This window comes from Pacificispira spongiicola, assembly GCF_012926505.1.
GTDB classification, from domain to species: domain Bacteria; phylum Pseudomonadota; class Alphaproteobacteria; order UBA8366; family Aestuariispiraceae; genus Pacificispira; species Pacificispira spongiicola.
This window is the reverse complement of the sequence record NZ_JABBNT010000003.1, coordinates 429,106-452,280: the sequence shown is the minus strand read 5'-3', so window position 1 is coordinate 452,280 and position 23,175 is coordinate 429,106. Positions and strand designations below refer to the sequence as shown.

24 protein-coding genes and 1 riboswitch are annotated in these 23,175 nt (G+C 63.0%); of the genes, 13 read left to right on the top strand and 11 right to left on the bottom strand.

Features of this window, described 5'->3' with window-relative positions; genetic code table 11:
* Window positions 1-135: 135 nt before the first annotated feature.
* Together HH303_RS11645 and cbiB are read left to right on the top strand one after the other, a co-directional pair.
* Window positions 136-1,398 (top strand): EAL domain-containing protein, encoded by a 1,263-nt coding sequence (locus tag HH303_RS11645; RefSeq protein WP_169625501.1) that lies wholly within the window; start codon window positions 136-138, stop codon window positions 1,396-1,398.
* Between the two features lie 9 nt (window positions 1,399-1,407).
* Window positions 1,408-2,439, top strand: coding sequence for an adenosylcobinamide-phosphate synthase CbiB (cbiB, locus tag HH303_RS11640; RefSeq protein ID WP_169625500.1), 1,032 nt, complete (start codon window positions 1,408-1,410; stop codon window positions 2,437-2,439).
* Between the two features lie 3 nt (window positions 2,440-2,442).
* Here cbiB and HH303_RS11635 read toward each other — a convergent pair whose 3' ends face one another.
* On the bottom strand, window positions 2,443-4,437 hold the full coding sequence (locus tag HH303_RS11635; protein ID WP_169625499.1) for a sensor histidine kinase: 1,995 nt from the start codon (window positions 4,435-4,437) through the stop codon (window positions 2,443-2,445).
* A 23-nt stretch (window positions 4,438-4,460) separates the two neighbouring features.
* The gene (gene rlmN, locus HH303_RS11630) at window positions 4,461-5,672 is read right to left on the bottom strand and encodes a 23S rRNA (adenine(2503)-C(2))-methyltransferase RlmN (RefSeq protein ID WP_227421730.1); all 1,212 of its coding nucleotides are present in this window, start codon (window positions 5,670-5,672) and stop codon (window positions 4,461-4,463) included.
* A 121-nt stretch (window positions 5,673-5,793) separates the two neighbouring features.
* Between rlmN and HH303_RS11625 the strand changes: the two genes are divergently transcribed.
* The gene (locus tag HH303_RS11625) at window positions 5,794-5,988 is read left to right on the top strand and encodes a hypothetical protein (RefSeq protein WP_169625497.1); all 195 of its coding nucleotides are present in this window, start codon (window positions 5,794-5,796) and stop codon (window positions 5,986-5,988) included.
* Window positions 5,989-6,068: 80 nt separating this feature from the next.
* Window positions 6,069-7,106, top strand: a complete 1,038-nt coding sequence (locus HH303_RS11620) for an alpha/beta hydrolase family protein (protein ID WP_169625496.1) — start codon at window positions 6,069-6,071, stop codon at window positions 7,104-7,106.
* 29 nt (window positions 7,107-7,135) lie between these two features.
* Here HH303_RS11620 and HH303_RS11615 read toward each other — a convergent pair whose 3' ends face one another.
* Window positions 7,136-7,660 carry an invasion associated locus B family protein gene (locus HH303_RS11615; RefSeq protein WP_169625495.1) on the bottom strand — a complete coding sequence of 175 codons (525 nt, stop codon included), beginning with the start codon at window positions 7,658-7,660 and terminating at the stop codon, window positions 7,136-7,138.
* Window positions 7,661-7,922: 262 nt separating this feature from the next.
* On the opposite strand from HH303_RS11615, the gene HH303_RS11610 reads away from it, so the two are divergent.
* From HH303_RS11610 to HH303_RS11600, 3 genes are all read left to right on the top strand, one after another.
* The gene (locus HH303_RS11610; RefSeq protein WP_227421729.1) at window positions 7,923-8,570 is read left to right on the top strand and encodes an SCO family protein; all 648 of its coding nucleotides are present in this window, start codon (window positions 7,923-7,925) and stop codon (window positions 8,568-8,570) included.
* A gap of 49 nt (window positions 8,571-8,619) precedes the next feature.
* Window positions 8,620-8,877, top strand: a riboswitch (cobalamin riboswitch).
* Between the two features lie 37 nt (window positions 8,878-8,914).
* Window positions 8,915-9,118 (top strand): CbtB domain-containing protein, encoded by a 204-nt coding sequence (locus HH303_RS11605; RefSeq protein WP_169625494.1) that lies wholly within the window; start codon window positions 8,915-8,917, stop codon window positions 9,116-9,118.
* A gap of 81 nt (window positions 9,119-9,199) precedes the next feature.
* On the top strand, window positions 9,200-10,009 hold the full coding sequence (locus HH303_RS11600) for a CbtA family protein (protein WP_227421728.1): 810 nt from the start codon (window positions 9,200-9,202) through the stop codon (window positions 10,007-10,009).
* Window positions 10,010-10,027: 18 nt separating this feature from the next.
* Here the strand turns inward: HH303_RS11600 and HH303_RS11595 are convergent, their stop codons facing one another.
* A complete protein-coding gene (locus HH303_RS11595) occupies window positions 10,028-11,203 on the bottom strand; it encodes a benzoate/H(+) symporter BenE family transporter (protein WP_169625493.1) in 1,176 nt (391 codons plus the stop codon).
* 38 nt (window positions 11,204-11,241) lie between these two features.
* Complete coding sequence (locus tag HH303_RS11590) at window positions 11,242-11,907, bottom strand: DUF938 domain-containing protein (protein WP_169625492.1); 666 nt, start codon at window positions 11,905-11,907, stop codon at window positions 11,242-11,244.
* Between the two features lie 147 nt (window positions 11,908-12,054).
* Here HH303_RS11590 and fdxA point away from each other — a divergent pair, with 147 nt between their 5' ends.
* Together fdxA and HH303_RS11580 are read left to right on the top strand one after the other, a co-directional pair.
* Entirely contained in the window at window positions 12,055-12,393 is a 339-nt protein-coding gene (gene fdxA, locus HH303_RS11585) for a ferredoxin FdxA (RefSeq protein WP_169625491.1), read from the top strand.
* A gap of 504 nt (window positions 12,394-12,897) precedes the next feature.
* The gene (locus HH303_RS11580) at window positions 12,898-13,398 is read left to right on the top strand and encodes a CarD family transcriptional regulator (protein WP_169625490.1); all 501 of its coding nucleotides are present in this window, start codon (window positions 12,898-12,900) and stop codon (window positions 13,396-13,398) included.
* 79 nt (window positions 13,399-13,477) lie between these two features.
* Here HH303_RS11580 and HH303_RS11575 read toward each other — a convergent pair whose 3' ends face one another.
* Window positions 13,478-14,800, bottom strand: a complete 1,323-nt coding sequence (locus tag HH303_RS11575; protein ID WP_227421727.1) for an aspartate aminotransferase family protein — start codon at window positions 14,798-14,800, stop codon at window positions 13,478-13,480.
* A 120-nt stretch (window positions 14,801-14,920) separates the two neighbouring features.
* Between HH303_RS11575 and HH303_RS11570 the strand changes: the two genes are divergently transcribed.
* A complete protein-coding gene (locus HH303_RS11570; RefSeq protein WP_169625489.1) occupies window positions 14,921-15,769 on the top strand; it encodes a LysR family transcriptional regulator in 849 nt (282 codons plus the stop codon).
* Here HH303_RS11570 and HH303_RS11565 read toward each other — a convergent pair.
* Window positions 15,766-16,845 (bottom strand): methyl-accepting chemotaxis protein, encoded by a 1,080-nt coding sequence (locus HH303_RS11565; protein ID WP_319637393.1) that lies wholly within the window; start codon window positions 16,843-16,845, stop codon window positions 15,766-15,768. The genes HH303_RS11570 and HH303_RS11565 overlap by 4 nt on opposite strands.
* Before the next feature lie 280 nt (window positions 16,846-17,125).
* Between HH303_RS11565 and HH303_RS11560 the strand changes: the two genes are divergently transcribed.
* Together HH303_RS11560 and HH303_RS11555 are read left to right on the top strand one after the other, a co-directional pair.
* Entirely contained in the window at window positions 17,126-17,929 is an 804-nt protein-coding gene (locus HH303_RS11560) for a metallophosphoesterase family protein (RefSeq protein WP_169625487.1), read from the top strand.
* A 356-nt stretch (window positions 17,930-18,285) separates the two neighbouring features.
* Entirely contained in the window at window positions 18,286-19,170 is an 885-nt protein-coding gene (locus tag HH303_RS11555; RefSeq protein ID WP_169625486.1) for an RNA polymerase factor sigma-32, read from the top strand.
* Here HH303_RS11555 and HH303_RS11550 read toward each other — a convergent pair.
* The gene (locus HH303_RS11550; protein WP_169625485.1) at window positions 19,157-20,029 is read right to left on the bottom strand and encodes a thermonuclease family protein; all 873 of its coding nucleotides are present in this window, start codon (window positions 20,027-20,029) and stop codon (window positions 19,157-19,159) included. The two genes, HH303_RS11555 and HH303_RS11550, sit on opposite strands and share 14 nt — an antisense overlap.
* Before the next feature lie 10 nt (window positions 20,030-20,039).
* Here HH303_RS11550 and pip point away from each other — a divergent pair, with 10 nt between their 5' ends.
* Complete coding sequence (gene pip, locus HH303_RS11545) at window positions 20,040-20,990, top strand: prolyl aminopeptidase (protein ID WP_169625484.1); 951 nt, start codon at window positions 20,040-20,042, stop codon at window positions 20,988-20,990.
* A gap of 11 nt (window positions 20,991-21,001) precedes the next feature.
* Here the strand turns inward: pip and meaB are convergent, their stop codons facing one another.
* Genes meaB through HH303_RS11530 form a run of 3 tightly spaced genes read right to left on the bottom strand, consistent with a single transcriptional unit; the run spans window position 21,002 to window position 23,111 of the window.
* The gene (gene meaB, locus HH303_RS11540; protein ID WP_319637410.1) at window positions 21,002-22,024 is read right to left on the bottom strand and encodes a methylmalonyl Co-A mutase-associated GTPase MeaB; all 1,023 of its coding nucleotides are present in this window, start codon (window positions 22,022-22,024) and stop codon (window positions 21,002-21,004) included.
* Window positions 22,025-22,029: 5 nt separating this feature from the next.
* Window positions 22,030-22,485: a hypothetical protein gene (locus HH303_RS11535; RefSeq protein WP_169625483.1), complete on the bottom strand. Its 456-nt coding sequence runs from the start codon at window positions 22,483-22,485 to the stop codon at window positions 22,030-22,032.
* 14 nt (window positions 22,486-22,499) lie between these two features.
* Complete coding sequence (locus HH303_RS11530; protein WP_169625482.1) at window positions 22,500-23,111, bottom strand: GNAT family N-acetyltransferase; 612 nt, start codon at window positions 23,109-23,111, stop codon at window positions 22,500-22,502.
* Between the last annotated feature and the right edge of the window lie 64 nt (window positions 23,112-23,175).

The window sequence follows — 23,175 nt, the reverse complement described above, 5'->3', positions numbered from 1 at the left end:
CATGGGCATTCCGTTATGACAGCAATTCCTTACGCCTTTTCTTGCAGGTCTAACCCGCATATCCTGCAACTCAAATCGCGTGGAGGGGGCTTTCGGCGCGGACGGTAATAGTTAGCGAAAGAGGCAACGTTTCTTATGGCCCAACAGCCGAATTTGGCCAGCCAGGAATATCTGCTGCTCGATTATGCCCAGCGGTTGGATCGCCACCGCGAGGGGCGCCGCGCCGTGCATGTTCACCTGTCCCGGCTGAAGCCGCAGAACCGGCGCGAACACCATATCCGCATCGCCCTGAACACGCTGGACGACTTCGTCCAGACATTCGAGGGCCAGTCCTTCCTGCTGGGCAACAACGACCTGATCTTCGTGGTCAAGGGCGCGTCGCTGCAGCAGCTGGACGAAGCCGTGATGCGCATGCGCTATCTGTTCAGCGACGATCCCCTGACCCAGACGGATGCGGATTCGACCGACGGCCACGGCCGCTTCGCGACCCTGTACAATGTCGAAGGCCAGTATCCGAAATTCATGGAACTGTGCGAACGCGTGTTCGAGGAAGAACGCGCGCGCCAGAAACGCCTGCAACAGATGGCGGAGCAGACCGGCGAAACCTTCGAGGATTCGCGCCGACCGCTGAAACCGGAACAATTGGGCCGGTTGGAGGAGTTTCTGGAACGGTCAGACCTATCCAGTGTCTTCAAGCGTCAGGCCGTCAGCGTCGTCCACAAGGACAATCCGCCGAAGCCGATCTTCAACGAGTTGTTCATTTCCATTTTCGATCTGGCGAAAACCGTGTTGCCGGATGTGAACCTGGCCGCGAACCGCTGGCTGTTCCAGCACCTGACCCAGACCCTGGACCGCCGTGTTTTGAAGATGCTGGCGCGCGCCGACGACCGGTCGCTGCATTCGTCTTTTTCCATCAATGTGAACGTTCAGACCCTGCTGGCGCCGGAATTCCTGGAATTCGATTCCTCCCTGCGCATGGGCAGCCGCGGCACCCTGGTCGTCGAATTGCAGTTGATCGACATCCTGTCCGACTATCCGTCCTTCGTCTTCGCGCGCGATTTTGTGCGGGAAAAAGGCTACCGCATCTGTCTGGACGGGATCACGCCGGAACTGACACATTTCATCGATCGAAACTTTATGGAAATCGATCTGGTGAAGCTGTCCGCCGGGCCGGTCTTCGATTCCGGTGGGTCGGAAACCCTGCGCAAGGAAGTCAGCGAACAGGTGGACCGTATCGGCAAGGGCCGCATCATCCTGTCGCGCTGCGACAACGAAACCATGATCCGGACCGGCCAGAATATGGGCATTACCATGTTCCAGGGCCGCTATCTCGACGCCGTCTATCAGCAGATGTCCCGGTCGAAAAATCCGCCAATCCCGCGCGCCGCCAAACGCTAGAGCCGATCCATGGGGGAAATCTGGTCCTTCCTGGAAGCCTTCCTGAAGGCCCTGTCCGGGAGCCTTCCCGCGGACCTGCCGCGCGCCTTGATTCTGACCCTGGCCCTGCTGTTCGACGCCACGATCGGCGATCCGCGCTGGTTCTACCGCATCGTCCCGCATCCCGTCGTCTGGATCGGCGCGCCGATCCGGTTCCTGGATCGGCGGCTGAACCGTCCGAACCGCACGTCCCGCGACCGCCTGATCCGCGGCGCGGTGACGGTCGCCGTCGTGGTCGGCGCGGCGACAGGGATCGGTTATCTGATTCAAGAAGGCCTGGAGCCCCTGCGCCAGGGTTGGATCGTGGAACTGATCATTGTCGGCGTCTTCATCGCCGGACGCAGCCTGCACGACCATGTCCGGCGCGTCGGCAAGGCCCTGCGCAAGGACGGGCTGGACGGCGGACGCCGCGAAATCGCGCATATCGTCAGCCGAGACCCGAAAAGCCTGGACCGGCACGGGGTCGCCCGGTCGGCCATCGAATCCCTGTCGGAAAATTTCAGCGACGGCGTCGTCGCGCCCTTGGCATTCTATGTCCTGTTCGGCCTGCCCGGCCTGCTGGCCTATAAGGCGATCAATACGTTGGACAGCATGATCGCCTATAAGAACGAAACCTATAAGGATTTCGGCTTCGTCGCGGCGCGGCTGGACGATGCGGCGAATTTCTTCCCGGCCCGGATCAGCGGCGCGATCATCTGTCTGGCCGCCGCCCTGACGCCCACGGCCTATCCCATCGGTGCGGTGCGGATCATGTTCCGCGACGCGATGAAGCACAAATCGCCGAATTCGGGCTGGCCGGAAGCGGCCTTCGCGGGCGCCTTGAACATCGCGCTGGGCGGCCCGCGCACCTATCCCGGCGGTCAGGTCGTCGGCGTGTGGATCGGCGACGGCCGCGCGCGCCTGGAACCCCGCGACATCGACCGCGCCCGCGCGCTTTATCTGATCGCCAACGGCCTGATCTTCTTCGCCGCCCTGGTTTGGGGGTCCCTGACCGCCGTTTAGGGGCTAGCGCGGCGGGAAGGTGACGCTGAAGGCCGCGCCCTCATCCGGGGCGGAGCGCACGGAAATCCCCCCGCCCTGATCGCGCAGCAATTCGTAACACAGGCGCAAACCGATCCCGGTGCCCGTCTCGCCCACCGTCCCGGATGCGGAAGCACCCGCGCCCAGCCGGAACAGCGACGTTTGAACATCGTCCGTCATGCCGAGCCCCGTATCGGTGACCGTAATCAACACGCCGCCATCGTCCCGAGGGGCGCCGTCCACCGTGACCGTACCGTCGGGATGCGAAAACTTGATCGCATTGCTGACCAGATTGCGCAGAACGGTATCGACCAAATTGGGATCGACGCGACAGGGCAGCTCCGTCGGCCCGTCATAGACGATCCGCACATCCTTTTGCGCGGCGATCGGGCGGAACAGATCGATGGTCTGCCGCGCCCGGTGGGACAGATCGATTTCCGTCGGTTCGAAGGTCAATTCGCCACGCTGCATCCGCGCCCAGGTCAGCAGATTGTCGAGCAGTTTGTGCAGCGCTTTCGCCGATTCGTGCACATCCGCCGAAAATGCCGCGACCTTCGTCGGGTCCATCCGGGCGGCCCGTTCCTTCAGAACTTCCGTCATGCCCAAGATAATGCTGAAAGGCCCTATCAGGTCGTGCGCGACGATCGAAAGCAGACGGTCTTTCTGGGCGATCGTCTCCGTCAAGGCGCCGTGCTTCTGGCTCAATTCCTCCGTGCGTTCGGCGACACGGGCTTCCAGCTCCGCCGTCATACGCTCCAAGGACTCACGTTCACGGCGTTCCGCCGCCGCCTTTTCCGTCTGAAGGGTGCGAATACGCTCCGCCAGGGCAAAAGCGAACAGCACCGCTTCCATCAGCACGCCGACCCAGAAGAACCGGACGGTCAGGTCAATAGACGGCAGGACGCCCAGAACCCGACCGAAGGCGAGGGTGGATCCGGTGAACCACGCCCCCCAAGCGACGGTGAAAAACCGTGCTTCCCTATGGCCGCGCCACCAAAGCCACGCGCCGTAAACCGGCAACGGCGTCAGGATCAGGCCGCCTGCGGCAATAAGCTGTAATGCCAACGCGCCGTCCCCGGCCAGATAGGCCACGGGTGGAATCGCGAAATAGGCGATCGCCAATCGCAGAAACTTATCGAAATGCGGCGCGCGCCGCCGGGTATCCAGAAAGGCGCGGCTGAATTGAACCACCAAGGCCAGGGCCAGAGACGTCAAAAAGGGTGGCGTCGCCTCCGGCAAGGAGGAGTCGGTCGACCACAGGAACCGTGTCCCGATCCCTGTCGCGGCGACGACGGCGGCAATCACGGTCCCCAAATAGGCGATGTACCAGAAATACAGAGAGGATCGAATCCGCAGAAACAGGATGGTGTTGTACAGGAAAAGGATGCCGGTCCCGCCGATGAACAATCCGAACAACAGCCAGATGACCTGTTGCTTCGCCACGAAGGCTTGGGGGGACGAAACCTCGAAATACGGGTCGATAACGTCGCCGATCCGGTTGTATAGCCGGATATAGACGATACTGGTCGCGTCGGGCGGGGTGACCAAAGGTGCCGCATTCCCATCGGAGGTCAGAACCTTGTTCGTCTCTGGTCGTTTGTCGCCGAGAGTGAAGACCGCCACGACCGCGCCGTCGATCACATGGTAGATATCGGCCTCGTCCACTTGCGCATTGGGAAGGTTTATCACCCAGTCTATGGGCGCCTTGGTGGCGTTGACCGCTTCCAAGCGCACCCAGACGGCGGACCGGGTCGGGCCGACGGCGGTGCCGTCAACGAGGGCGAAATCCGCGTCCAGATCGCCGTCCAGAATGTCCGCCGGTGTCAGGACCGCGTCAGGGTCCTCCAGAATTGCAGCCGCATCCGCCGGGTGTTTGACCGGCATATCGGATGTCAGAGAGAGAACGTCGCGCGCCAATCCGGGCGTGGCGGACAGGAGCGCCAACATCGCGGCGGCAATCCAAACGAACGACAGACGCACCGCGCTTCCCCCAAATGCGGGTGTTACAACCCGACCGCCGCTTCCTTTTCCGCGCGGATCGACGCCAGCCGATCCCGTTCCCGCTTGCCGATGCGCTGGCTTTCCGATTTCAACTGGCCGCAGGCCGCCAGAATGTCCTGACCGCGCGTCTTGCGGATGGTCGCCACCATACCCGCGCGATGCAGAATTGCCAGGAAGCTTTCGACCCGCGCCGGGTCGGAACATTCATACTCGCTGCCCGGCCAGGGATTGAAGGGGATCAGGTTCACCTTGGACGGGATGCCTTCCATGAGACGCAGCAGGGTGCGCGCATCCTCGTCGGAATCGTTCACGCCCTTCAGCATGACATATTCCCATGTCACGCGGCGCGACGTGGTCAGGCCGGGATAGCCCTTCACCGTCTCCATCAATTGAGCGATCGGGTATTTGCGGTTGATCGGCACGATCTTGTCGCGCAGATCATCGCGCACCGCATGCAGGGATATGGCGAGCGACAGGCCCAATTCCTCGCCCACCCGCTGGATATCCGGCACGACGCCGCTGGTCGACAGGGTGATCTTGCGCCGACCGATGGCGATTCCGTCGCCGTCGGAAACCAGACGCATCGCCGCCATCACATTGTCGGTGTTGTAGAGCGGTTCGCCCATGCCCATCAGCACGATATTGGTGACCTTTCGGCCCGCTTCCTCCGTCTGGGCCCAGTCGTCCAGTTCGTCCCGCGCCAGCATGACCTGACCGGCGATGTCGCCCGGCGTCAGGTTGCGCACCAGCATTTGCGTACCGGTATGACAGAAGGCGCAGGTCAGCGAACAGCCGACCTGAGAGGAGATACACAAAGTCCCCCGGTCGGTTTCCGGGATGAAAACCATTTCCGCCTCGTTACCGTCTTCGTAACGCAGCAGCCATTTTTGCGTGCCGTCGACGGATTTCTGATGGGCGGAAATGCGCGGCCGGTCGAGTCGGAACTTCTCTTCCAATTTCGCGCGGAAGGCCTTGGACAGATTGGTCATATCCGCGAAATTCTTCGCGCCGCGCATATAGATCCAGTGATACAGCTGTTTCGCGCGGAAGGCCGGTTCGCCCATTTCCGCGACCAGCGCGGTCAGGCCGTCGCGGTCCTGCCCGATCAGATTGACGCGCGAATCCGGCTCGGGCGACAGCACGCCGCCCGGCATGAAATCGCTGAGACCCGGCGCTACCGCCGTCTCGCCGTTCCGTGCCAATGCTTCACTCATGCGCTTTTCGCCTTCCTCGATTGAATCTATCGCCGAATTGCGGCAGGTCATACAGCCGCGACCCGGTTCGTGTAAACTGGTGTCAGTATATCATATAGGCATCGTTCAAGGAGACGCCGACATGTCCTTCGAGGATTACAAGGCCGAAATCGCCCTGCTGCTGACTCAGATGACCGGCGATCCGGGCGACGAACACGAAATTCAGATGCGTCTCCACGCGCTGATCAACACCCTGCGCGCCGAAGGTCTGCCGGTCCCCGACGACCTGAAGGAACTGGAAGCCGACTTAGAGGAAAAGTTCGGCGGCAAGGCCTGACCCATCCCCTCGCATTAAACTTTCTTGACCCGCCGGGGCGCCATTGAACGCGAGCGGGTGGGTTCATAGATAGTATCCTTATGTTTGTCGAGGGCGCGGCCTTCCGCCGCTGCAAGCGCGAGGATCGGTCGGGCATGGGCTTTCGCAGTTTCTTTCCGGGCATAACGCTTTTCTTGATCGGCGCGTTTTCCAGCGTCGGTCCGACACTCTCCCCGGCATTTGCCGATTACGAAGCGGGTGTCTCGAAAATCGCTGTACCGGCGCAGCCCCCCTTCGACACATTGGTCGTCTATCCTGCGGACCAGAAGGCCGACCCGTGGCAGGCCGGCCCCTTCACGCTTCATGCCGGCCGTGACGTTCCCGTCTCCGCGGGCCGGTTTCCGGTCGTGATTCTGTCGCATGGCGGTGGACGGACGGGCGGCAGCCCGATGATCCTCCTGGAAACGGCGACGGCGCTGGCGAAACGCGGATTCATCGTGATCGCGCCGTTCCACGGCAAGACGCGGCTTCCGGCGCGCCTGGATCAGCTGGGCGCGGCATTTGAAACCGTTGCGTCGATGCTGCGCCTGTCACCGCATCTGGATGCGGAGCGATTGGGGGTGCTGGGCTTCTCGCTGGGCACCGCCGTGTCGCTCATGACGGCGGGGGCCGTCCCGAACGAGGCGCAGTTGGCCGACTATTGCGCCGACAATCCGGACGATCCGCTGTCCTGTAGCGGCGGCCCCCAGAAGAACGACGGCGATCCACCCGGGTCCGGGGGCGTCGTCCGGACCGGCGGAAACCCGCTTCCCATCCCGAAAGCGATGGTTTTGCTGGACCCATTCGCGGTCCTGTTCACGGCGCACGACCTGGCGAAGGTGGGTATGCCGGTTCTCGCGATCCGTCCAAATGACAGTCGGCTCGGCAAGCAGAACCTATTGGCACTCGACGCCGGTCTGCCCGCGCCGCCCGAAATCCGCCATGTGCCGGGCGGCCATTTCGTTTTCGTGGATATCTGCCCCCCGGCCTTTAAGGCAGACGCGCCGATGCTGTGCTCCGACGCCGCCGGGGTCGACCGGGCAGCGGTGCATGACGCGGTCAATTCCTGGATCGCGGATTTCTTCCGCCGCACGCTCTGAACGGGTGACGGCGACCGTCACGCGGGCGGTTATTTAACCCCGCATTCCTTGTCGATCGCGCCTTTCGCAGCAGTGAAGCCGGATAGGGAGTAGGTGTCGATCGTATTCGTGCCGCGCGCGGATACGCCCTTGACCACCATCGACGCCCCGCCCCGCATGGCGGCGATCAGCTTCGGCTCGTCCTCCGGCCAGGCGTAAGCGCCCTCGCCGCTGGTAAACAGATCGAAGGTCTGCCCGCCGATCGTCACCTTGACCAAGGACCCTTCCTTCAAGGGATAGCCCATGAAGAAGCCGACCTCCCCGGTCGCGCCTTCCTTGGGCCGGTGCATCACGAAGGCCCAGATCGCGCCGCGCTTTGTATAGTCGCCTTCGTCTTTTTTCGGTTGCGACGCCATGGTGCAGCGCTTCGATCCCGACTGATCGTAGTCATAGGCGATCCAGTCCGTGAAGGTGCCCAAATTCGGTTCCTGCGCCCGGACCGGCGCGGCCAAACCCGCGGTCAGGACGGCCACGGTCGCGATGAAACGGATCGAATGGATGCGGAATGAAGTCATGATGTGCACGTCGGCTTTCGCTGTTCTCTGTCTAGAAGACCCGATTTCGGTCTCTCCGGGGGAACGTGCCGACAAAATACGGTGTTTTTTTGACGATGCAAACGATCCGCAATAGGGTGGCGCCCCGCACCGCCGAGAGATGCGCGACGATTTGGCGGCTTGATTCTTTAGCCCTGACTTTCTAGCTGTGTCCTGTAGCCGAGAGGACGGACCCCGCCTTGACGCGACGAACGGATTATCCGGTGATTGGAGTATTCTTGCGATGAATCGGCGTACCCTTCCCATGATTGGTGCGATGTTGGCCGTCTTGGCCGCCATCGGACTTGCCGCGCTGGTTGCGTGGCACCAACTGGCGGGCGGGTCCGGCGGGGCGCGAAATGCCGCCGAAACCGTGGTTGCGCCGGGCGTCGCCATCGGCGGTGACTTCACCCTGACCGATCAGGACGGGAAGATCGTCACCGAAGCGGATTTCAAGGGCGGTTATTCCCTATTCTATTTCGGCTATACTTTCTGCCCGGATGTCTGCCCGACGGAATTGTCGACGGTGGCCCGCGCGCTGGACCTCGTCGCGGAAAAAGACCCCGCCGTGGCCGAACAGGTAACGCCCGTTTTCGTCACCGTCGATCCCAAGCGCGACAGCCAGGCCCTGATGAAGGATTACGTTCAGGCGTTCCATCCTCGCATGGTCGGCCTGCGCGGGGACGAGGCCGCCACCGCCGATGTGGCCGCCAAATTCCGCGTCTACTATGCCGTCGGTGAGGACCTGGGCGACGGATTCTACCTCGTCAATCATTCCAGCTACCTCTACCTCATGGGACCGAATGGGGAGTTGAAATCCCTGATCCGGGGCGGGGCGTCGGCGGAAAACGTGGCCGAAGTCCTGACACGGGTCGTGACCACGGGTTCGTAAGCCACGCCAATTGCGGCGCTTGACGTTCGATCCACACCGTTACAATACTGTGTCCATTAAGCATCTCGGTGCTCCTGAACGGGTCATGAAGGCCTTGGAGTGAAAAGGGAACACGGGAACGGTTTACCCATCAGGGAACCGAAGCCCGGGCTGCCCCCGCAACCGTGAGCGGAGAGTTCCGCCGCCCCGGATCGACCGTCCCAAGAGACGACGGTTCGGACAGGCCACTGGATCGATCGATCCGGGAAGGCTGGCGATGGAGCGTCGACCCGCGAGCCGGGAAACCTGCCGAGAAACCGCTACAACCCAATTTCCGTCGGGTGTGACGGAGGAGAGGTAAGTAAATGAGCAAGTTCCAGCAGTCCCAGGCCGCCGTTCTGTCCCACGATCAGGCCCAAGACCATGATCGCGTGCAGCGCCTTGGCGTCGCCCTCGCAGCCGCGCTTTTCGGCATCTTCCTGTTCCTGGGCGTCGGGTTCGCTCATTCGGAAACGATCCACAATTCGACGCATGACAGCCGCCATTTTTACGCGGTGCCCTGCCACTAAGACGGTCACTAAGACGGCCACTAAAAATTCCGCTGAGACCGGCAACCGTCCCAGACGGTCTTACCGCATCCGGATGACCGGATGCGAACCGGCATCCATGCGCCTATCGATTTTGGGGAGATTTCCATGTTCAAGCGCGTCTTCGGCGCGGCCTTTGCCGCCGGTATTCTGACCGGAATCCTGATTTCCGGCATTCATCAATTCACCACGACCCCCATCCTGTTGGAGGCGGAAAAATACGAACAGGGCGAGCATGATCATAGCCAAGCCTTCGCGCCGCACCTGTCGAACCAACCCGTCTTGGAATCCGCCAGCTTCTCCAACGACACGCCCTTCAAGATCTACAAGGCGCACAGCGATGCCGGCCATGAAGGCGGCGACGAAGCCTGGGCACCGGAAGACGGTATCGAACGCACCCTGTATACCGTCGGGTCGGAAATCGTTTTCGGCGTCGCCTTCGCGCTGATGTTAACCGCCGCCTTCACCGTGCATGGCGTGCCGGTGGACGGTCGCCGCGGCGTATTGTGGGCCATGGGCGGTTTTGCCGTGTTCACGCTGGCCCCCGCGCTGGGCCTGCCGCCGGAAGTGCCGGGCAGCATGGCCGCCGATCTTGGCGGGCGTCAGATCTGGTGGCTCGGCTGCGCGGCCGCAACGGGGGTCGGGCTGTTGCTGCTGGTGTTCGGCAATCGGCTGCCGCTGATCGTTTTGGGCCTGTTGATCATCGCCGCGCCGCATGTCATCGGCGCGCCGCAACCGGAACATTTCGGCGGCACGGCACCGCCGGAACTGGCAGGCCATTTCGCCGCCGCCTCCATCGTCACCAAGGCGATCTTCTGGGCGATGCTGGGCTGGTTCAGCGGGACGTTCTACAAAAAACTCGCCGACTCTTAAACCGGGTTCAACCGGGACTTAAGCGGGTTTGCGCAATCGCCGCGCCAGGGTTTCCAGACCCAGCGTGGCAAGGCCCGCCACCAGTCCCCAGAACGCCGCGCCGATCCCGAACAGGGACAGGCTGGACGCCGTCACCGCGACCGTCAGGATCGCTGCGAAGCGGGTTTCCGTTGGTGCCAGAGCGGTGCTGAGGGACGCCATCAGCGGCCCCAGCAGCGCCAGACCCGCGACGGTCACCAGAACGGCGGGCGGCAGGGCGGCGAAGCCCGACACGATCGACACGCCGATCGCCGCGAAGACCAGCCAAATCGCGCCGCTGATCACACCGCTGGGCCAGCGTTTCGCCGGGTCGGGATGCGTATCCGGCCCGGCGCAGAGCGACGCCGTGATCGCCGCCATGGTCGTCGTATGCGACCCGAACGGCGCGGTCAGCAGGGACACCAATCCCGTGACGCCCAGGGCCGACCGGGTCGGCGGTTGATAGCCCGCGGCCTTCATCACCGCGAAGCCCGGCAGGTTCTGACTGGCCATGGAAACCAGGAACAGCGGCAGGCCCAGACCGATGAGCGCCGCCGGGTCGAAGGACGGGACGATCAGTTCGAAATGCGACAGGGCCAGGCCATCCGGCAATTCGCCCACGCGACCCAGGATAAAGGACCAGGCGACGGCGGCAGCCAGGACGACGATGACGGCCCAGGTCGCGCTCATCAGCCGCATGACGAGATACAGACCGACCAGCGGCAGGACCAAAATCGGATCGGCCCGCGCGGCGTCGAACACCGCGACGGAAAACCCGATCAGCACCCCGCCCAGCATGGCCGCCGCGATGGCCGTCGGAATCTTGGAAATCGCATCGTTCAGGGGTTTGACGGCGGCGCTCAACAGGATCAGCACGGCCGCGAAGAGGAAACTGCCGACCGCGGCCTCTATCCCGATGGTCGGCACGCCGCCGACCGCCGTCGCCCCGATCAATGCCGCGCCCGGCGTCGACCAGGCCGTGATCATCGGCATCTTGTGGCGATAGGACAGGTAGGCGCTGGACACGCCCATGGCGATGCACAGGCCCGACACCCAGGACGCAACCTGTCCCGCATCGGCACCGACCGCCTGCGCGCCCGCAATGACGATGGCGACGCTGCTGCCGAAACCGACCAGCACGGCGACGATACCCGATCCGATTACCGAAACTTTCATCCGCTGACTCCCCCACGACGACTGCGATATGTCTTTGTTTATACGTGTCGCTCCAGAACGACGATCAGATTGTTAGCCGGCATAGCGACGACCGTGCGCAATGCCAAGCCCGCCTGCTGCGCGGCGGGCAGGACCTCCCCTTCCAGATCGCGGATTCCCCATTCGGGATCGCGCTGTTTCAGCGACCGGTCGAAGTCGACATTGCCGTCGCCGGTATGCCGACCGTCCCGCCGGAACGGCCCGTATAACAGCAACGGTGCGCCGGGCGGCAACAAGCGGCCCGCCCCGGCCATCAGCCCCAATGTCGCGATCCAGGGCGCGATATGGATCATGTTGGCGCAGAAGAGGGCGTCGGCGGACAAGTCTTCGGCCCATAATCGGTGCGACACATCGACCACGCGGGCTGGTTCGATCCGCGCACATCCGCTATCGGCGGTATAGCTATCGATACCGGCCAATGCGGACGGGTCGCGGTCCGTCGGTTGCCAGACCAACCCGTCGGGCAGACGCGGTGCAAAAAATGCGGCGTGTTCGCCGGTGCCGGACGCGATTTCCAGCACCCGGCCTTCTGTCGGCAAATGGTCGATCAGGACCGGCAGGATGGCATCGCGGTTGCGCAGGGTCGACGGGGCGTGCCGACGCGGTTCACCTTCCGCGTCCTTGCCGGAAGAAGCGTTCGGACCATGTATTTCCGGGGTCGGCATCGGCGGGCCTGTCGATTTGAGTTGCGCGGACCGGGTAACGTCCCCTATCAGACGGGTCGGTCGCCCGAAACGGGTCCGAAAAGGCTTAACAGACGCGTCGCGCGGCGAAAAGCGCGCAGGAATTGAGGAAGAGCGGAAGGAAGTTCCATGACCTACGTCGTCACCGAAGACTGCATCCGATGCAAGCATATGGACTGTGTTGAAGTTTGCCCGGTCGATTGCTTCTACGAGGGCGAGAACATGCTGGTCATCCATCCGGACGAATGCATCGATTGCGGCGTCTGTGAGCCGGAATGCCCGGCGGAGGCGATCCTTCCCGATACCGAGCCGGAAGCCGAAAAATGGCTGGAACTGAACAAGGAATATTCGGAAACCTGGCCGAATATCACCGCCATCGGCGACGCGCCGGCGGATGCGAACGACTGGCACGGCGTACCGGATAAGTTCAAATTATACTTCTCTCCGAAACCGGGTCAGGGAACCTGACCCATCGGATTTCCGGCGTTCCTTAGTGCAGACGCCGTATTTCCGACGTTTCAGATAGGGATTTTTGCAGCCCGCGCACAAGCGGCGGGCATTTTGTGCTGTTTTCGGACTCGGAAACAACGGAAATTTGTGGTAATATAGTTTCCGAAATGGAGAGTCTCTGGCCCAATCAGCCGGTTTCCCGATAGCGGGGAGCCGATAAACCGGGCCGATCGCGGTGGAAACGCCGTCACTTTCCACAAACCGAAGAGTCGGACGTCGAAGCCATTGGTTTTCGGCGACGGGGCTTCGGTCGGATTTTTCGGGGTAGGGGCCGTGAACCCCCGAAAAACACCAAACGCACCGCGCGACCGCGTTGCCAACAGCCCCGGCGTGCGAAACCCGAAACGGATCGCGCGCCGTCCGTCGGATCGGGCTGATCCGTTCGGGGAAGACCGGGCCTGTCGGGACGTAAAGCGCCTCTGCGTCGGTTCAATTCGTGCGGCAGAGTGTAAGGAAGTCGGAATGTCTCAGAGTAGCGCGTATACGAAGGGTGATTTCGTTGTCTACCCGACCCATGGCGTCGGCAAGGTGCTTGGTATCGAAGAGCAGGAGATCGCGGATCAGAAGGTCGAGCTGATCATCATCGAATTCGACAAGGACCGCATGACCCTGCGCGTTCCGGTCGCGAAGGCCGACAAGTCCGGCCTGCGCAAGCTGTCGTCGCCGGATATGATGAAGGCCGCGCTGAAGACCCTGAAGGGCAAAAGCCGCGTGCGCCGCACCATGTGGTCGCGCCGCGCCCAGGAATACGAAGCCAAGATCAATTCCGGCGATCCGGTCGCGATCGCGGAAGTGGTCCGGGATCTGTTCCGCAATTCCAATCAGCCGGATCAGTCCTATAGCGAACGTCAGCTGTATCAGGCGGCGCTGGACCGTCTGGCTCGCGAATTCGCCGCCGTGGAAGACCTCGGCGAAGAAGAAGCGGCCCTGAAGCTGGAAGAAATGATGGAAAAGGCCGCCTAACCGGCGCCCACCTTTTTCACGGAATGCGGATGCCCGCCGGATTGTGATGGTCCGGCGGGCATCGCGTTTTCCGGCACCGTCAGCGGCGGGCGGCCTCTATCGCGTCGCCCATGATTTCCAGACCGCGGTCCAGTTCCTCTTCGGACACGGTCAGCGGCGGGGCGATGCGGAAGACTGCCCCCATCGCGGGCAGCTTGACGATATTCATGCTGAGGCCCCGCTCCATCGCCTCGCGCCCGATGCGGTCGCCCATGTCGAGATCCGGCACCCGGCTTTCCCGGTCGGTGACGATTTCCAGCCCCAGCAGCAACCCGCGCCCCCGCACATCGCCGATGCAGTCGAAACGCTGTTTCAGGGATTCCAGACCGGCGCGGAGCCGCGCACCCGTTACCGCGGTGCGCTCGATCAGCCCTTCCTTTTCGACGACATCCATGACGGTCAGGCCGACCGCCGCGGGCAGCGGGTCCGACACATGCGTCGTCAGGAAAACATACCCCAATTCATGCGCCTTCTCCTCCAGCGCCGTGCTGGTCAGCATCGCGGAGAGCGGCAGTCCCGCGCCCAGGGTCTTGGACACCGTCAGAATATCCGGCGTCACCCCGTCCCGCTGGAACGCGAACATATAGCCGGTCCGGCCCAGCGCGGTCTGCGCCTCGTCCAGGATCAACAACATGCCGCGTTCTTCGCATTTCTGTTTCAGCGCGGCGAGATAGCCCAGCGGCAATTCAATGATTCCGCCCGACGACAAGACCGGTTCGGCGATGAAGGCCGCCAGATTGCCCGTCGACTGGCTGTCGATCAGGGCGAAGGCGTCGTCCAGTTCGGTCTGCCAGTCCAGGCTGCCGTCCGGATGCTTGAAGCGCGGGCGATAGGCATGCGGAACCGGAATCGCGAATGATCCGGGTTGCGCCGGCCCATAGCCCCGACGCCCGGCGCTGTAGGTCGCGGACACCGCCCCGCCGGTCATGCCGTGCCAGCTGCGCGAAAAACCGACGACTTCGTGCTTGCCGGTCACCAGCTTGGCAAGGCGCAGCGCGGCCTCGTTCGATTCCGCGCCGGTCGACAACAACAGCACCTTTTCCAGGCCCGGCACGATCGATCCCAACCGTTCGCACAGATCCACGACCGGGCGGGAAAGCATGCCGCTGAACAGATGTTCCAGCCGTCCGACCTGATCGCGCACCGTGCGCACGATTTCGGGATGCGAATGGCCCAGAACCGCGCTCATCTGGCCGGAGGTGAAATCGAGGATCGCCTTGCCCGTCGCGTCATAGACGTAACTGCCTTCCGCCCGTTCGATAATATGCTTCTCGAACTGCGGCCCATACCGCATGACATGGTTCGAAACGGACGACCAGAATGCCGGATCGTCATTGCCGGCGGTCTGCGGGGACACTTCCATAAGGCGCTCCTATCGGTTGGCCCCGTCGCGGCGACGGGGCGATGCGCGCACCATAATCGTGCTGCGTTGTTCAGCCAAATTCATATTATAAAGATTAGTAATCAATGTTATTGATATTCTATGGACACGCTGGATATCCATCTCTTGCGCAGTTTCGTTGCCGTATCGCGGACCGGATCGATCAGCGCCGCCGCCCTGCAGGTCGGACGCACGCAATCCGCCGTCAGCATGCAGATGCAGCGCCTGGAAGGATTGGTCGGGCAACCGATCCTGCACCGGACCGGCACCGGGGTTCAACTGACCCTGACCGGCGACCGGTTGTTGACCCATGCCGAAAGAATTCTAGCCGCCCATGACGACGCCCTCGCCGGTCTGTCCGGCACCGGCCTGCAAGGATCGATCAGTTTCGGCTGCCCGGAAGATTTCCTGACGGCATTCATCCCCGATCTGTTGAAAGGGTTCGGCGCACGCCATCACGGTGTGGAGATTGAAATTGTCTGCGCGCCGACGGTCGAACTGCGCCCCATGTTGAACAGACGGCGTATCGATGCCGCGCTGATCTCCCTGCCCGGCGATGCGGAACCGTCGCGGGTGCTGCGCCCCGCATCCCTGGTCTGGGTCGCCGCCGACCCTAATCCGGCCATTTTGGACAGCGCGGTTTTGCCCTTGGCCCTGTCCGCGCCCAACACCTTGGATCATCGCGCGGCCTGCGATGCCATGGACCGGGCCGGTCGGCCCTACCGCATCGCCTTCGCCAGCAACAGCCTGTCGGGCCTGCTGGCCGTTACACGATCCGGGCAAGCGATCAGCATCGTCACGAAAGCCGCCGTTCCGAAGGACCTGCATATCCTGCACGCGCCGATGCCGCCCCTGCCCGATGTCGGGATCGCCCTGGCCTATGCCGCGCCGAAACCGCCCGCCATCGTGCGCGCCTTCGGCGATTTCCTGGAAGAAAACCTGCGGCGTTAGGGAGCGTCGGGCGTGAAGACCAGGCACCCGAACCACCCCATGCCGCCATAGGTCTCGTAGCCCGGCGTCTTGGAATAGGCGACGATCCGGCCCTTCTCATCCTCATAGAAACCGCGATCTCCCTGCGACAGGGTCAGGGGCTGCGTATCGATCAACACTCCCTTGCCGTCCGCTGCGGCGATGATGCGGTGATTCCGATCCAACAGCATGACACGGGTGCCGCGCCGCTCCTCGTCCCCCAACCGTACGCCGCCGACGATGGCATCGGCCTGCGGTTCCCAATCGAAATGAATACCCAAGACGCCCAGCACGCGCCCGTGTTGTTCCCCGCCTTCGCGGATGGCGGCGGCATAGGTGGCGACCAGGGACCCGTTGAGGGCCGAATTGCGATCAATATCGGCGGCGACATAGTCGTCCCCGCTGGCCGTGCGCAGGGCCTGTTGGAACCATCCTTCGCGGGACACATTCAATCCCTTGGTCCGATATTGGTCCGGCCGACCATTGGCGATCACAGTCCCGTCGGCATCGGCGATCCACAGGTCCAAATAGACCGTGTAGGCATCCAGAATGACGCCCAACCGCTTCGACGCATAGTCCGCCGCCGCGCCATTGTCCGGGGACGCCGCCGCATCGACGATCGCGCTGTCCGTCGCCCACCAGCGCACATCGCAGGTTCGTTCGTAGAGATTCCGGTCGATCAGTTCGACCGCGTTCAGGGCCAGATCGGCGAACCGTTCGCCGCGCACCTTGTTCACCAGCAACTTACCGATGGATTCCAGTTCGTCGACGCGGGACAGAAGTTCCAGTTCCAGGGTTCCGACGACATCGGCGATTTCCGCCGAAACGTCCTTCACCTCCTTCGCCACGACGGCGAAACCCCGCCCGGCATCCCCGGCGCGCGCGGATTCGATCAGCGCGTTCAGGGCCAGTATTCGCGTTCGACTGGTAATGTCGCGGATATCCGCGGTGCGACCGCGCACTGATTGCCCGACATCGGCGGCAAGTCTGAATACGCGCTCCGGGCTGGCGTCGTCTTGCGTATCCTTAACTTCAGGTGCGGGTACAGACTTCTTCACGGAAAGAGAACTCGATGGCATGGCCGACACTCTTCTTCATCCAAATTACCATGGTGTTTCGATCCCGCGTCTTGTTCTCTTTGGAACTTATGGAAATAGTTATACTGATTTACACGCTACTGCATCCCTCATTTCGCGACATTGATCGGGATCAAAAGCGAAGTTCCCGACAGTTTGGAATCGTCCCATGGTGTGGGCGCGGCAGCGCGCTTTCTACGCCTGCCCGATTCGGTGTAGAAGGCTATAAGCGATTTTTGCGTCACCCCGTTCCGTGAGACAGATGAGCCAATCCGACAAATTCACCGTCCTGCGCGCGGCCGAACGCATCTGGGCGATCGGCGCCATCCATGGCGACCTGGAACGGCTCATCACGCTACACGACATGATCGCGCCGGAAATGCAGGCCGGGGACCGGATGGTCTATCTGGGCAACTATTTCGGTTATGGGCCGGATCCCGTCGGCGTGTTGGAGGAATTGGTCCGCTTTCGCCGCTGGTTTCTGTCGCATCCGCCGTTCCGTCATGTCGACGATATCGTCTTCCTGCGCGGTGCCCAGGAGGAAATGTGGCTGAAGCTGATGCAGCTGCAATTCGCCCCGGACCCGCCCGCCGTTCTGCGTTGGATGGGGGAGCGCGGTCTGGCGGCGCAGTTGCGCGGTTTCGGGTTCAGCGTGGAAGACGGCTTGAAGGAAGCGGAAAAGGGCACCTTGGCGCTAACCTATTGGACCGCCCGCGTGCGCGAAGCCGCCCGGGCGGAACCGGGCCACGACGCCCTGTTCGCCGCCCTGAAACGCGCCGCCTATACCGAAGACGGCGCGATCCTGTTCGTGCATACCGGCCTGGATATTCAAAAGCCCCTGGCGAAACAGGCCGACGCCTTCTGGTGGGCGGCGCGCAGCTTCGCGGAAATCGACCAACCCTATCGCGGGTTCCGCCGCGTCGTGCGAGGCTACGACCCCGACATGGCCGGGATCGTCGATGGAAAATACACCCTGTCCCTGGACGCCGGGTCCGGTCGGGGCGGACCGTTGGCCGCCGCGCTGTTGGACAATGAAGGCCAGATCGAACGCCGTTTCATCGTCTGATCCGGCGACACGACACCGGCCAAACGCGGAATCTTCGCTTCAAAGCGTGTAATCGCTGTCACAAAAGCGTTACTGTTTCCAAATTGGAACAGGACTTTTTCGGTCCTGTTTCTCGACGGCGCCGGATTTTTTAAGCATTGTGTAGGTCCACTGTCATAGAGCTCGCGTATAGAGACGAGAGTGGACCGATCAGGAAGCGCCGCCCTCAAGAGATTGCCTCAGGGGATTGCCACAGGGGATTTGCTGGCGACGATTTCCGGACCGAACCAGAAAACCGATGCAGCACCCGATCCGGGCGACGGTCCTCCGACGCGCCGATCCGAACCGGGTCTCCGGAACGATAAAGGAGATGGGTCATGGCACACTTCGACGATTCAGCCACTCAAAGGGCCAACGTTCGCTATATCCGGCAGTCGATGAAACAGCCGCTGCTGTCGCGCGACAAGGAACTGGATCTGGCCCGCCGCTGGCGTGAGGAGAATGACGAGACCGCGCTGCACGAACTGGTATCGGCCTATACCCGGCTGGTTGTCAGCATGGCCGCCCGTTTCCGCAATTACGGCCTGCCGACCGGCGATCTGGTCCAGGAAGGCAATGTCGGCCTGATGCAGGCCGCCGCCCGCTTCGAACCGGAACGCGATGTGCGTTTCTCCACCTATGCCACCTGGTGGATCCGCTCCGCGATGCAGGATTACGTCCTGCGCAACTGGTCCATCGTGCGCACCGGCACGACGGCGGCGCAGAAGTCGCTGTTCTTCAACCTGCGCCGGTTGCGGGCGAAGATCGCCGATGTCTCCGCCACCCAGATGACGGACGAGGAACGCCGGTCCATCGCCGAGGAACTGCGGGTCAACGTGTCCGATGTCGAACAGATGGAAGGCCGCCTTGCCGCGTCCGACCAGTCGCTGAACGCCCATGTCGGGGAAGACGGCGAATCCGAATGGATCGGCTTCCTGCGTGACGACGGGCCCAGCCCGGAAGAAGTCGTCATCGGGTTGAAGGATTCCGAAAGCCGGTCCCTGTGGCTGCGCGAGGCGATCGGGGAACTGAGCGAACGCGAACAGACGATCATCCGCCGCCGCCGGTTGGTGGAAGACGGCGCCACGCTGGAAGAACTGGGCAAGGTCCTGGGCGTCAGCAAGGAACGCGTGCGGCAGCTCGAACACCGGGCCATGGAGAAACTGAAGACCTCCATCGCCAAACGGGTGGACCGGGCCGACGATCTGCTTATCGAAGCCTGATACAGACCGCTTCCGCGACCTCCATATAGGGTCCGTTCCAGAAACGGACCCAGCCGCGGGCCTCGATCACACGGCCGGGCAGGAATTCCCTCGCAACGGGCAAGGACCGTTCGGCGCGGGGTTCCAGCCCAACCGTGAAATCGGTCCGCCAATCCTCCCCGAATTCCAGATGCAACCGCCCGCCGATCGGCGTGACCCGCCGGATCGTGCCCAATGCGATGTCGAACCGGTCCGTCGCGGCCTCTTGCTCATCGTCCATGGGGTCACCGTTTACCAGGCGGACCGAGAAACGACCGTCGGCCCAATGCCCGGCGGCGGCGGTCCGCGCGGCGTCTTCCGCCCGCAGCAGTTCGGCGATGCGATCCTCGGCAGCGCCCGGTTCCGGGAATACCCGGACGGTCCCGGCGCGACACTGCCATTCGGCCATATCCTCCCCATCGCATATCACGCGGGCACGCAGCCTGCCGTACCGATCCTGCCCCGGTTCCGCCAGATCGATGCGAACCTCCCGCCCCAACACCCGATCCGCCAGCGCCTGGGCCGCGCGGTGCCTGTCGCCATCCGTCGGCGGCGGCATGGGCCGGTCCCGGTCCGGTCCCAAAATATGGGGCAGAATGACCCTGCGGCCGTCCGCCAGCCGCAATCGGTCGGACCCGTCGACCGCCGTGACCCTGGCCAGGAAGGACGCCGCCGCCTCCGGCGCCGCAAAGGACCGGCGGATTGCGATAGGACCCGCAACGCTTGCGCCCGCCCCCGCAAGCACGGTCAAAAGTGAGCGCCGCGAGAAACCGCTTTGCGCCCCGGCGGCACAGTCGGCATACTGTCCATATACTCTTTCAGCCAACCACGTTTTCGACATAAGGCCCCCAATGTCCCGAGATAGGCTCTACCCGGCCCTGGAACCGCATGACAGCGGCTATCTGGAGGTGGAATCCCCCCATAGTATCTATTGGGAGGAGAGCGGCAACCCGGACGGCGTGGGCGTGTGCTTCCTGCATGGCGGACCGGGGTCCGGCACGACGGCGGGGCACCGGCGCTTCTTCGATCCCGATTTCTACAAGATCGTCCTGCACGATCAACGCGGGGCGGGGCGGTCGCGTCCGTCGGCGGAAACCCGCAACAACGACACCCAACGCCTGATCGAGGATATCGAGACCCTGCGCGTCGCCCGCGGCATCGACGATTGGGTCGTGTTCGGCGGGTCCTGGGGGTCGACCCTGGCGCTGGCCTATGCCGAAGCGCATCCCGAACGGGTGCGCGCGCTTGTCCTGCGCGGAATCTTCCTGGGACGGCAGAGCGAGGTCGACTGGTTCCTGAAGGGCATGGGGCAGTTCTTCCCGGAGGAATACGCGAAATTCACCGGCCACCTTCCGGAGGAAGAACGCGGCGACGTTCTGGGCAACTACCTGCGCCGCCTGATGAACCCGGACGAGGAAATCCATGGCAAGGCCGCCGAGATCTGGAGCCGGTTCGAAGCCTCCTGCGCAACGCTGCGGCCCAATGCGGACAGCATCCGGTCCATCGGCCTGCGCGGCGCATCCCTGCCGCTCGCCCGGTTGGAGGCGCATTACTTCGCGCATCGCCTGTTCCTGGAGGAAAACGAGCTTCTGGCGAAGATCGACCGCATTCGCCACATCCCCTGCATTGTCGTACAGGGCCGCTACGATGTCATCTGCCCGCCGGTTTCCGCCTTCGACCTGAAGGCCGTCTGGCCGAACCTGCAACTGAAGATCATCGACGACGCCGGCCATTCCGCGACCGAACCCGGCATCGTCAAAGGTCTCGTCGACGCCATGGACGGCCTGCGCACGTCGCTGTAACCCAACGGCCCCTATTTCTGAAGGGCATTCCGCCCCAGCAGTAAGGCATCCACCAATTGCCGCGCACCGATCGGGGCGGGCAGGTCGCCGTCGGCCACCGCCTTTTGCACGGCGGGCAGCATGTCGCGCACGGTATCGTCCTGGCGCAGCCGTTGCGTCAGTTCGGCCAGCAATTCGTCCCACAGCCAGCTGCGTGCCTGATCGCGGCGGCGTGCCTGAAACCCGCCGTTACCCGTCCCCAAGTCGCGAAATGCCTGAATACGGGTCCAAGCCTCGTCCACGCCCTGACCGGTCAGGGCGGAACAGGGCAGGACCGGCACCGTCCAGTCGGCCTGCACCTTGTTCAACAGGCGCAGCGCCCCGTGATAATCCGCCGCCGTGCGCTTGGCCTGGGCCGCAAGGTCGCCATCGGCCTTGTTGACCAGAACCATATCGGCCAGTTCGACGATGCCTTTCTTCAACCCCTGCAATTCGTCCCCGCCCGCCGGCAAAAGCAGCAACAGGAACATATCCGTCATATCGGCGACGGCGGTTTCGCTCTGCCCCACACCCACCGTTTCGACCAAAATGACGTCGAAACCCGCCGCCTCGCATAAAAGCATGCTTTCCCGTGTCCGGCGCGCCACGCCGCCCAGGGTCGATCCCGCCGGGGAAGGTCGGATGAAGGCGGCCGGGTTGCGGGACAGAACTTCCATCCTCGTCTTGTCGCCCAGGATCGACCCGCCCGCCCGTTTCGACGACGGGTCAACCGCCAGGACGGCGATGCGATGGCCCAGATCGGTCACATGCTGACCGAACGCCTCGATGAAGGTCGATTTGCCGACACCCGGCACGCCGGAAATGCCGATGCGCGTCGATTTCCCGGTATGCGGCATGACAGCGGCGATCAGGGCCTCCGCTTGGTCGCGATGATCGGACCGCGTGGATTCGACCAAGGTCACCGCCTTCGCCAAGATTCGCCGATCCCCGGATAGCAGCTTTTCCGCCCAGTCCGATGGGAAGGCCGGATCGGACACGGCTGTTTTACCGGAAATCCCGCTCACGACCGGCCCTTTTTGCCCAAGCCCATCGCCGCTTCGGCCATTGACCGCAGCTTCGCGCGTTCCTCGCGGCTCAATTCCGAAAAGGCGGATTGTTTCAGGCGGTGCACCGACAGGGCCGCCTGAATCAGTTGTTTCTTGCGCGCCACGGCTTCCTGCGGGTCGATATCCCGCAAATCGTCCGGCGGAGTCGTGGAATCGCCGTCCCAGACTTTCGCGCGGGTCGATGCCTCAATCGCGCGATCGCGGGCTTCCAATTCCAGCTTCGCCGATTCGATGGCGGCCAAGACCGTCGCCGCATCCAGCCGACCCTGAGCGTCGGACGGCGGCGGGCCGGACATATCGGGCATGGGCGGGACGGCCTTGCCTGCGGGCGATTTGGCCGTGCGGGATTGAAGCCGCGCCTTTTGCGCCGCCTCCTTCTTCTTTCCCCCGCCGAACAATCGCCAAACCATCAATCCGTTCCCAATCAGCCTTTAGCCCGGCCTTGACCCACGATACCGGACCCGTCCTCCGGTCCGATCCATTTCGCCATCGCGATTTCATCCTCGTACCGCGCGGACAGTCCGTCCGCAGCGACGAATCGAACGGACCGGCGGCGGCGACCTTCCTCACGATAGCCCAGCCGCCGATAGAAGTCGCGCGCCCGGCGATTCCCGGCAAGCACCGTGAAGTCCAACCGTTCAATACCGTTGCAACGCGCCGTATCCTCCAGGGTCGCCATCAAGGCCTGTCCCAGGCCGCGACCCCAATAGGATTTCAATACGCCGATTCCGATTGTTCCGACATGGGAAATACGCTGAAGACCGCCGCGCGTCAGCACCCCTTCCGCGACGGGGCGGGCCTCTTTCTCGTCCCAGACATGCAGCATGACGGCACCCGGCAGATCACGGAAATAGCGGATCAGGGCCCGCGCATCCCCTACCGATCCGGCGCGCTCCTCCGGCAGGCGCAGATAATGATCCGTTTCCAGCAACAAGGTCCGGCCCAGATCAAGGATTGCCGCCGCATCGTCCTCTTGGGGATCGCGATATGCGAAACCGTTCGGCGGCAGTCTGTCGGAATCGGTGGAGGCCGTCATGGTATCGGACCACCCGTTTTGCTGGACTAAGTTCCGTACATGATTACATATTCGTTCCGTCACG

Bases quoted from the DNA above. Each gene is read 5' to 3' on its own strand.
- HH303_RS11535 (WP_169625483.1), bottom strand. From the start codon at position 22,485: ATGGTTTGGCGATTGTTCGGCGGGGGAAAGAAGAAGGAGGCGGCGCAA.
- pip (WP_169625484.1), top strand. From the start codon at position 20,040: ATGTCCCGAGATAGGCTCTACCCGGCCCTGGAACCGCATGACAGCGGC.
- fdxA (WP_169625491.1), top strand. From the start codon at position 12,055: ATGACCTACGTCGTCACCGAAGACTGCATCCGATGCAAGCATATGGAC.
- HH303_RS11605 (WP_169625494.1), top strand. From the start codon at position 8,915: ATGAGCAAGTTCCAGCAGTCCCAGGCCGCCGTTCTGTCCCACGATCAG.
- HH303_RS11615 (WP_169625495.1), bottom strand. From the start codon at position 7,660: ATGACTTCATTCCGCATCCATTCGATCCGTTTCATCGCGACCGTGGCC.
- HH303_RS11550 (WP_169625485.1), bottom strand. From the start codon at position 20,029: ATGTCGAAAACGTGGTTGGCTGAAAGAGTATATGGACAGTATGCCGAC.
- HH303_RS11570 (WP_169625489.1), top strand. From the start codon at position 14,921: ATGGACACGCTGGATATCCATCTCTTGCGCAGTTTCGTTGCCGTATCG.
- HH303_RS11580 (WP_169625490.1), top strand. From the start codon at position 12,898: ATGTCTCAGAGTAGCGCGTATACGAAGGGTGATTTCGTTGTCTACCCG.
- HH303_RS11555 (WP_169625486.1), top strand. From the start codon at position 18,286: ATGGCACACTTCGACGATTCAGCCACTCAAAGGGCCAACGTTCGCTAT.
- HH303_RS11625 (WP_169625497.1), top strand. From the start codon at position 5,794: ATGTCCTTCGAGGATTACAAGGCCGAAATCGCCCTGCTGCTGACTCAG.
- HH303_RS11590 (WP_169625492.1), bottom strand. From the start codon at position 11,907: ATGCCGACCCCGGAAATACATGGTCCGAACGCTTCTTCCGGCAAGGAC.
- cbiB (WP_169625500.1), top strand. From the start codon at position 1,408: ATGGGGGAAATCTGGTCCTTCCTGGAAGCCTTCCTGAAGGCCCTGTCC.
- HH303_RS11560 (WP_169625487.1), top strand. From the start codon at position 17,126: ATGAGCCAATCCGACAAATTCACCGTCCTGCGCGCGGCCGAACGCATC.
- HH303_RS11620 (WP_169625496.1), top strand. From the start codon at position 6,069: ATGTTTGTCGAGGGCGCGGCCTTCCGCCGCTGCAAGCGCGAGGATCGG.
- HH303_RS11575 (WP_227421727.1), bottom strand. From the start codon at position 14,800: ATGGAAGTGTCCCCGCAGACCGCCGGCAATGACGATCCGGCATTCTGG.
- HH303_RS11645 (WP_169625501.1), top strand. From the start codon at position 136: ATGGCCCAACAGCCGAATTTGGCCAGCCAGGAATATCTGCTGCTCGAT.
- HH303_RS11600 (WP_227421728.1), top strand. From the start codon at position 9,200: ATGCGAACCGGCATCCATGCGCCTATCGATTTTGGGGAGATTTCCATG.
- HH303_RS11610 (WP_227421729.1), top strand. From the start codon at position 7,923: ATGAATCGGCGTACCCTTCCCATGATTGGTGCGATGTTGGCCGTCTTG.
- rlmN (WP_227421730.1), bottom strand. From the start codon at position 5,672: ATGAGTGAAGCATTGGCACGGAACGGCGAGACGGCGGTAGCGCCGGGT.
- HH303_RS11595 (WP_169625493.1), bottom strand. From the start codon at position 11,203: ATGAAAGTTTCGGTAATCGGATCGGGTATCGTCGCCGTGCTGGTCGGT.
- HH303_RS11530 (WP_169625482.1), bottom strand. From the start codon at position 23,111: ATGACGGCCTCCACCGATTCCGACAGACTGCCGCCGAACGGTTTCGCA.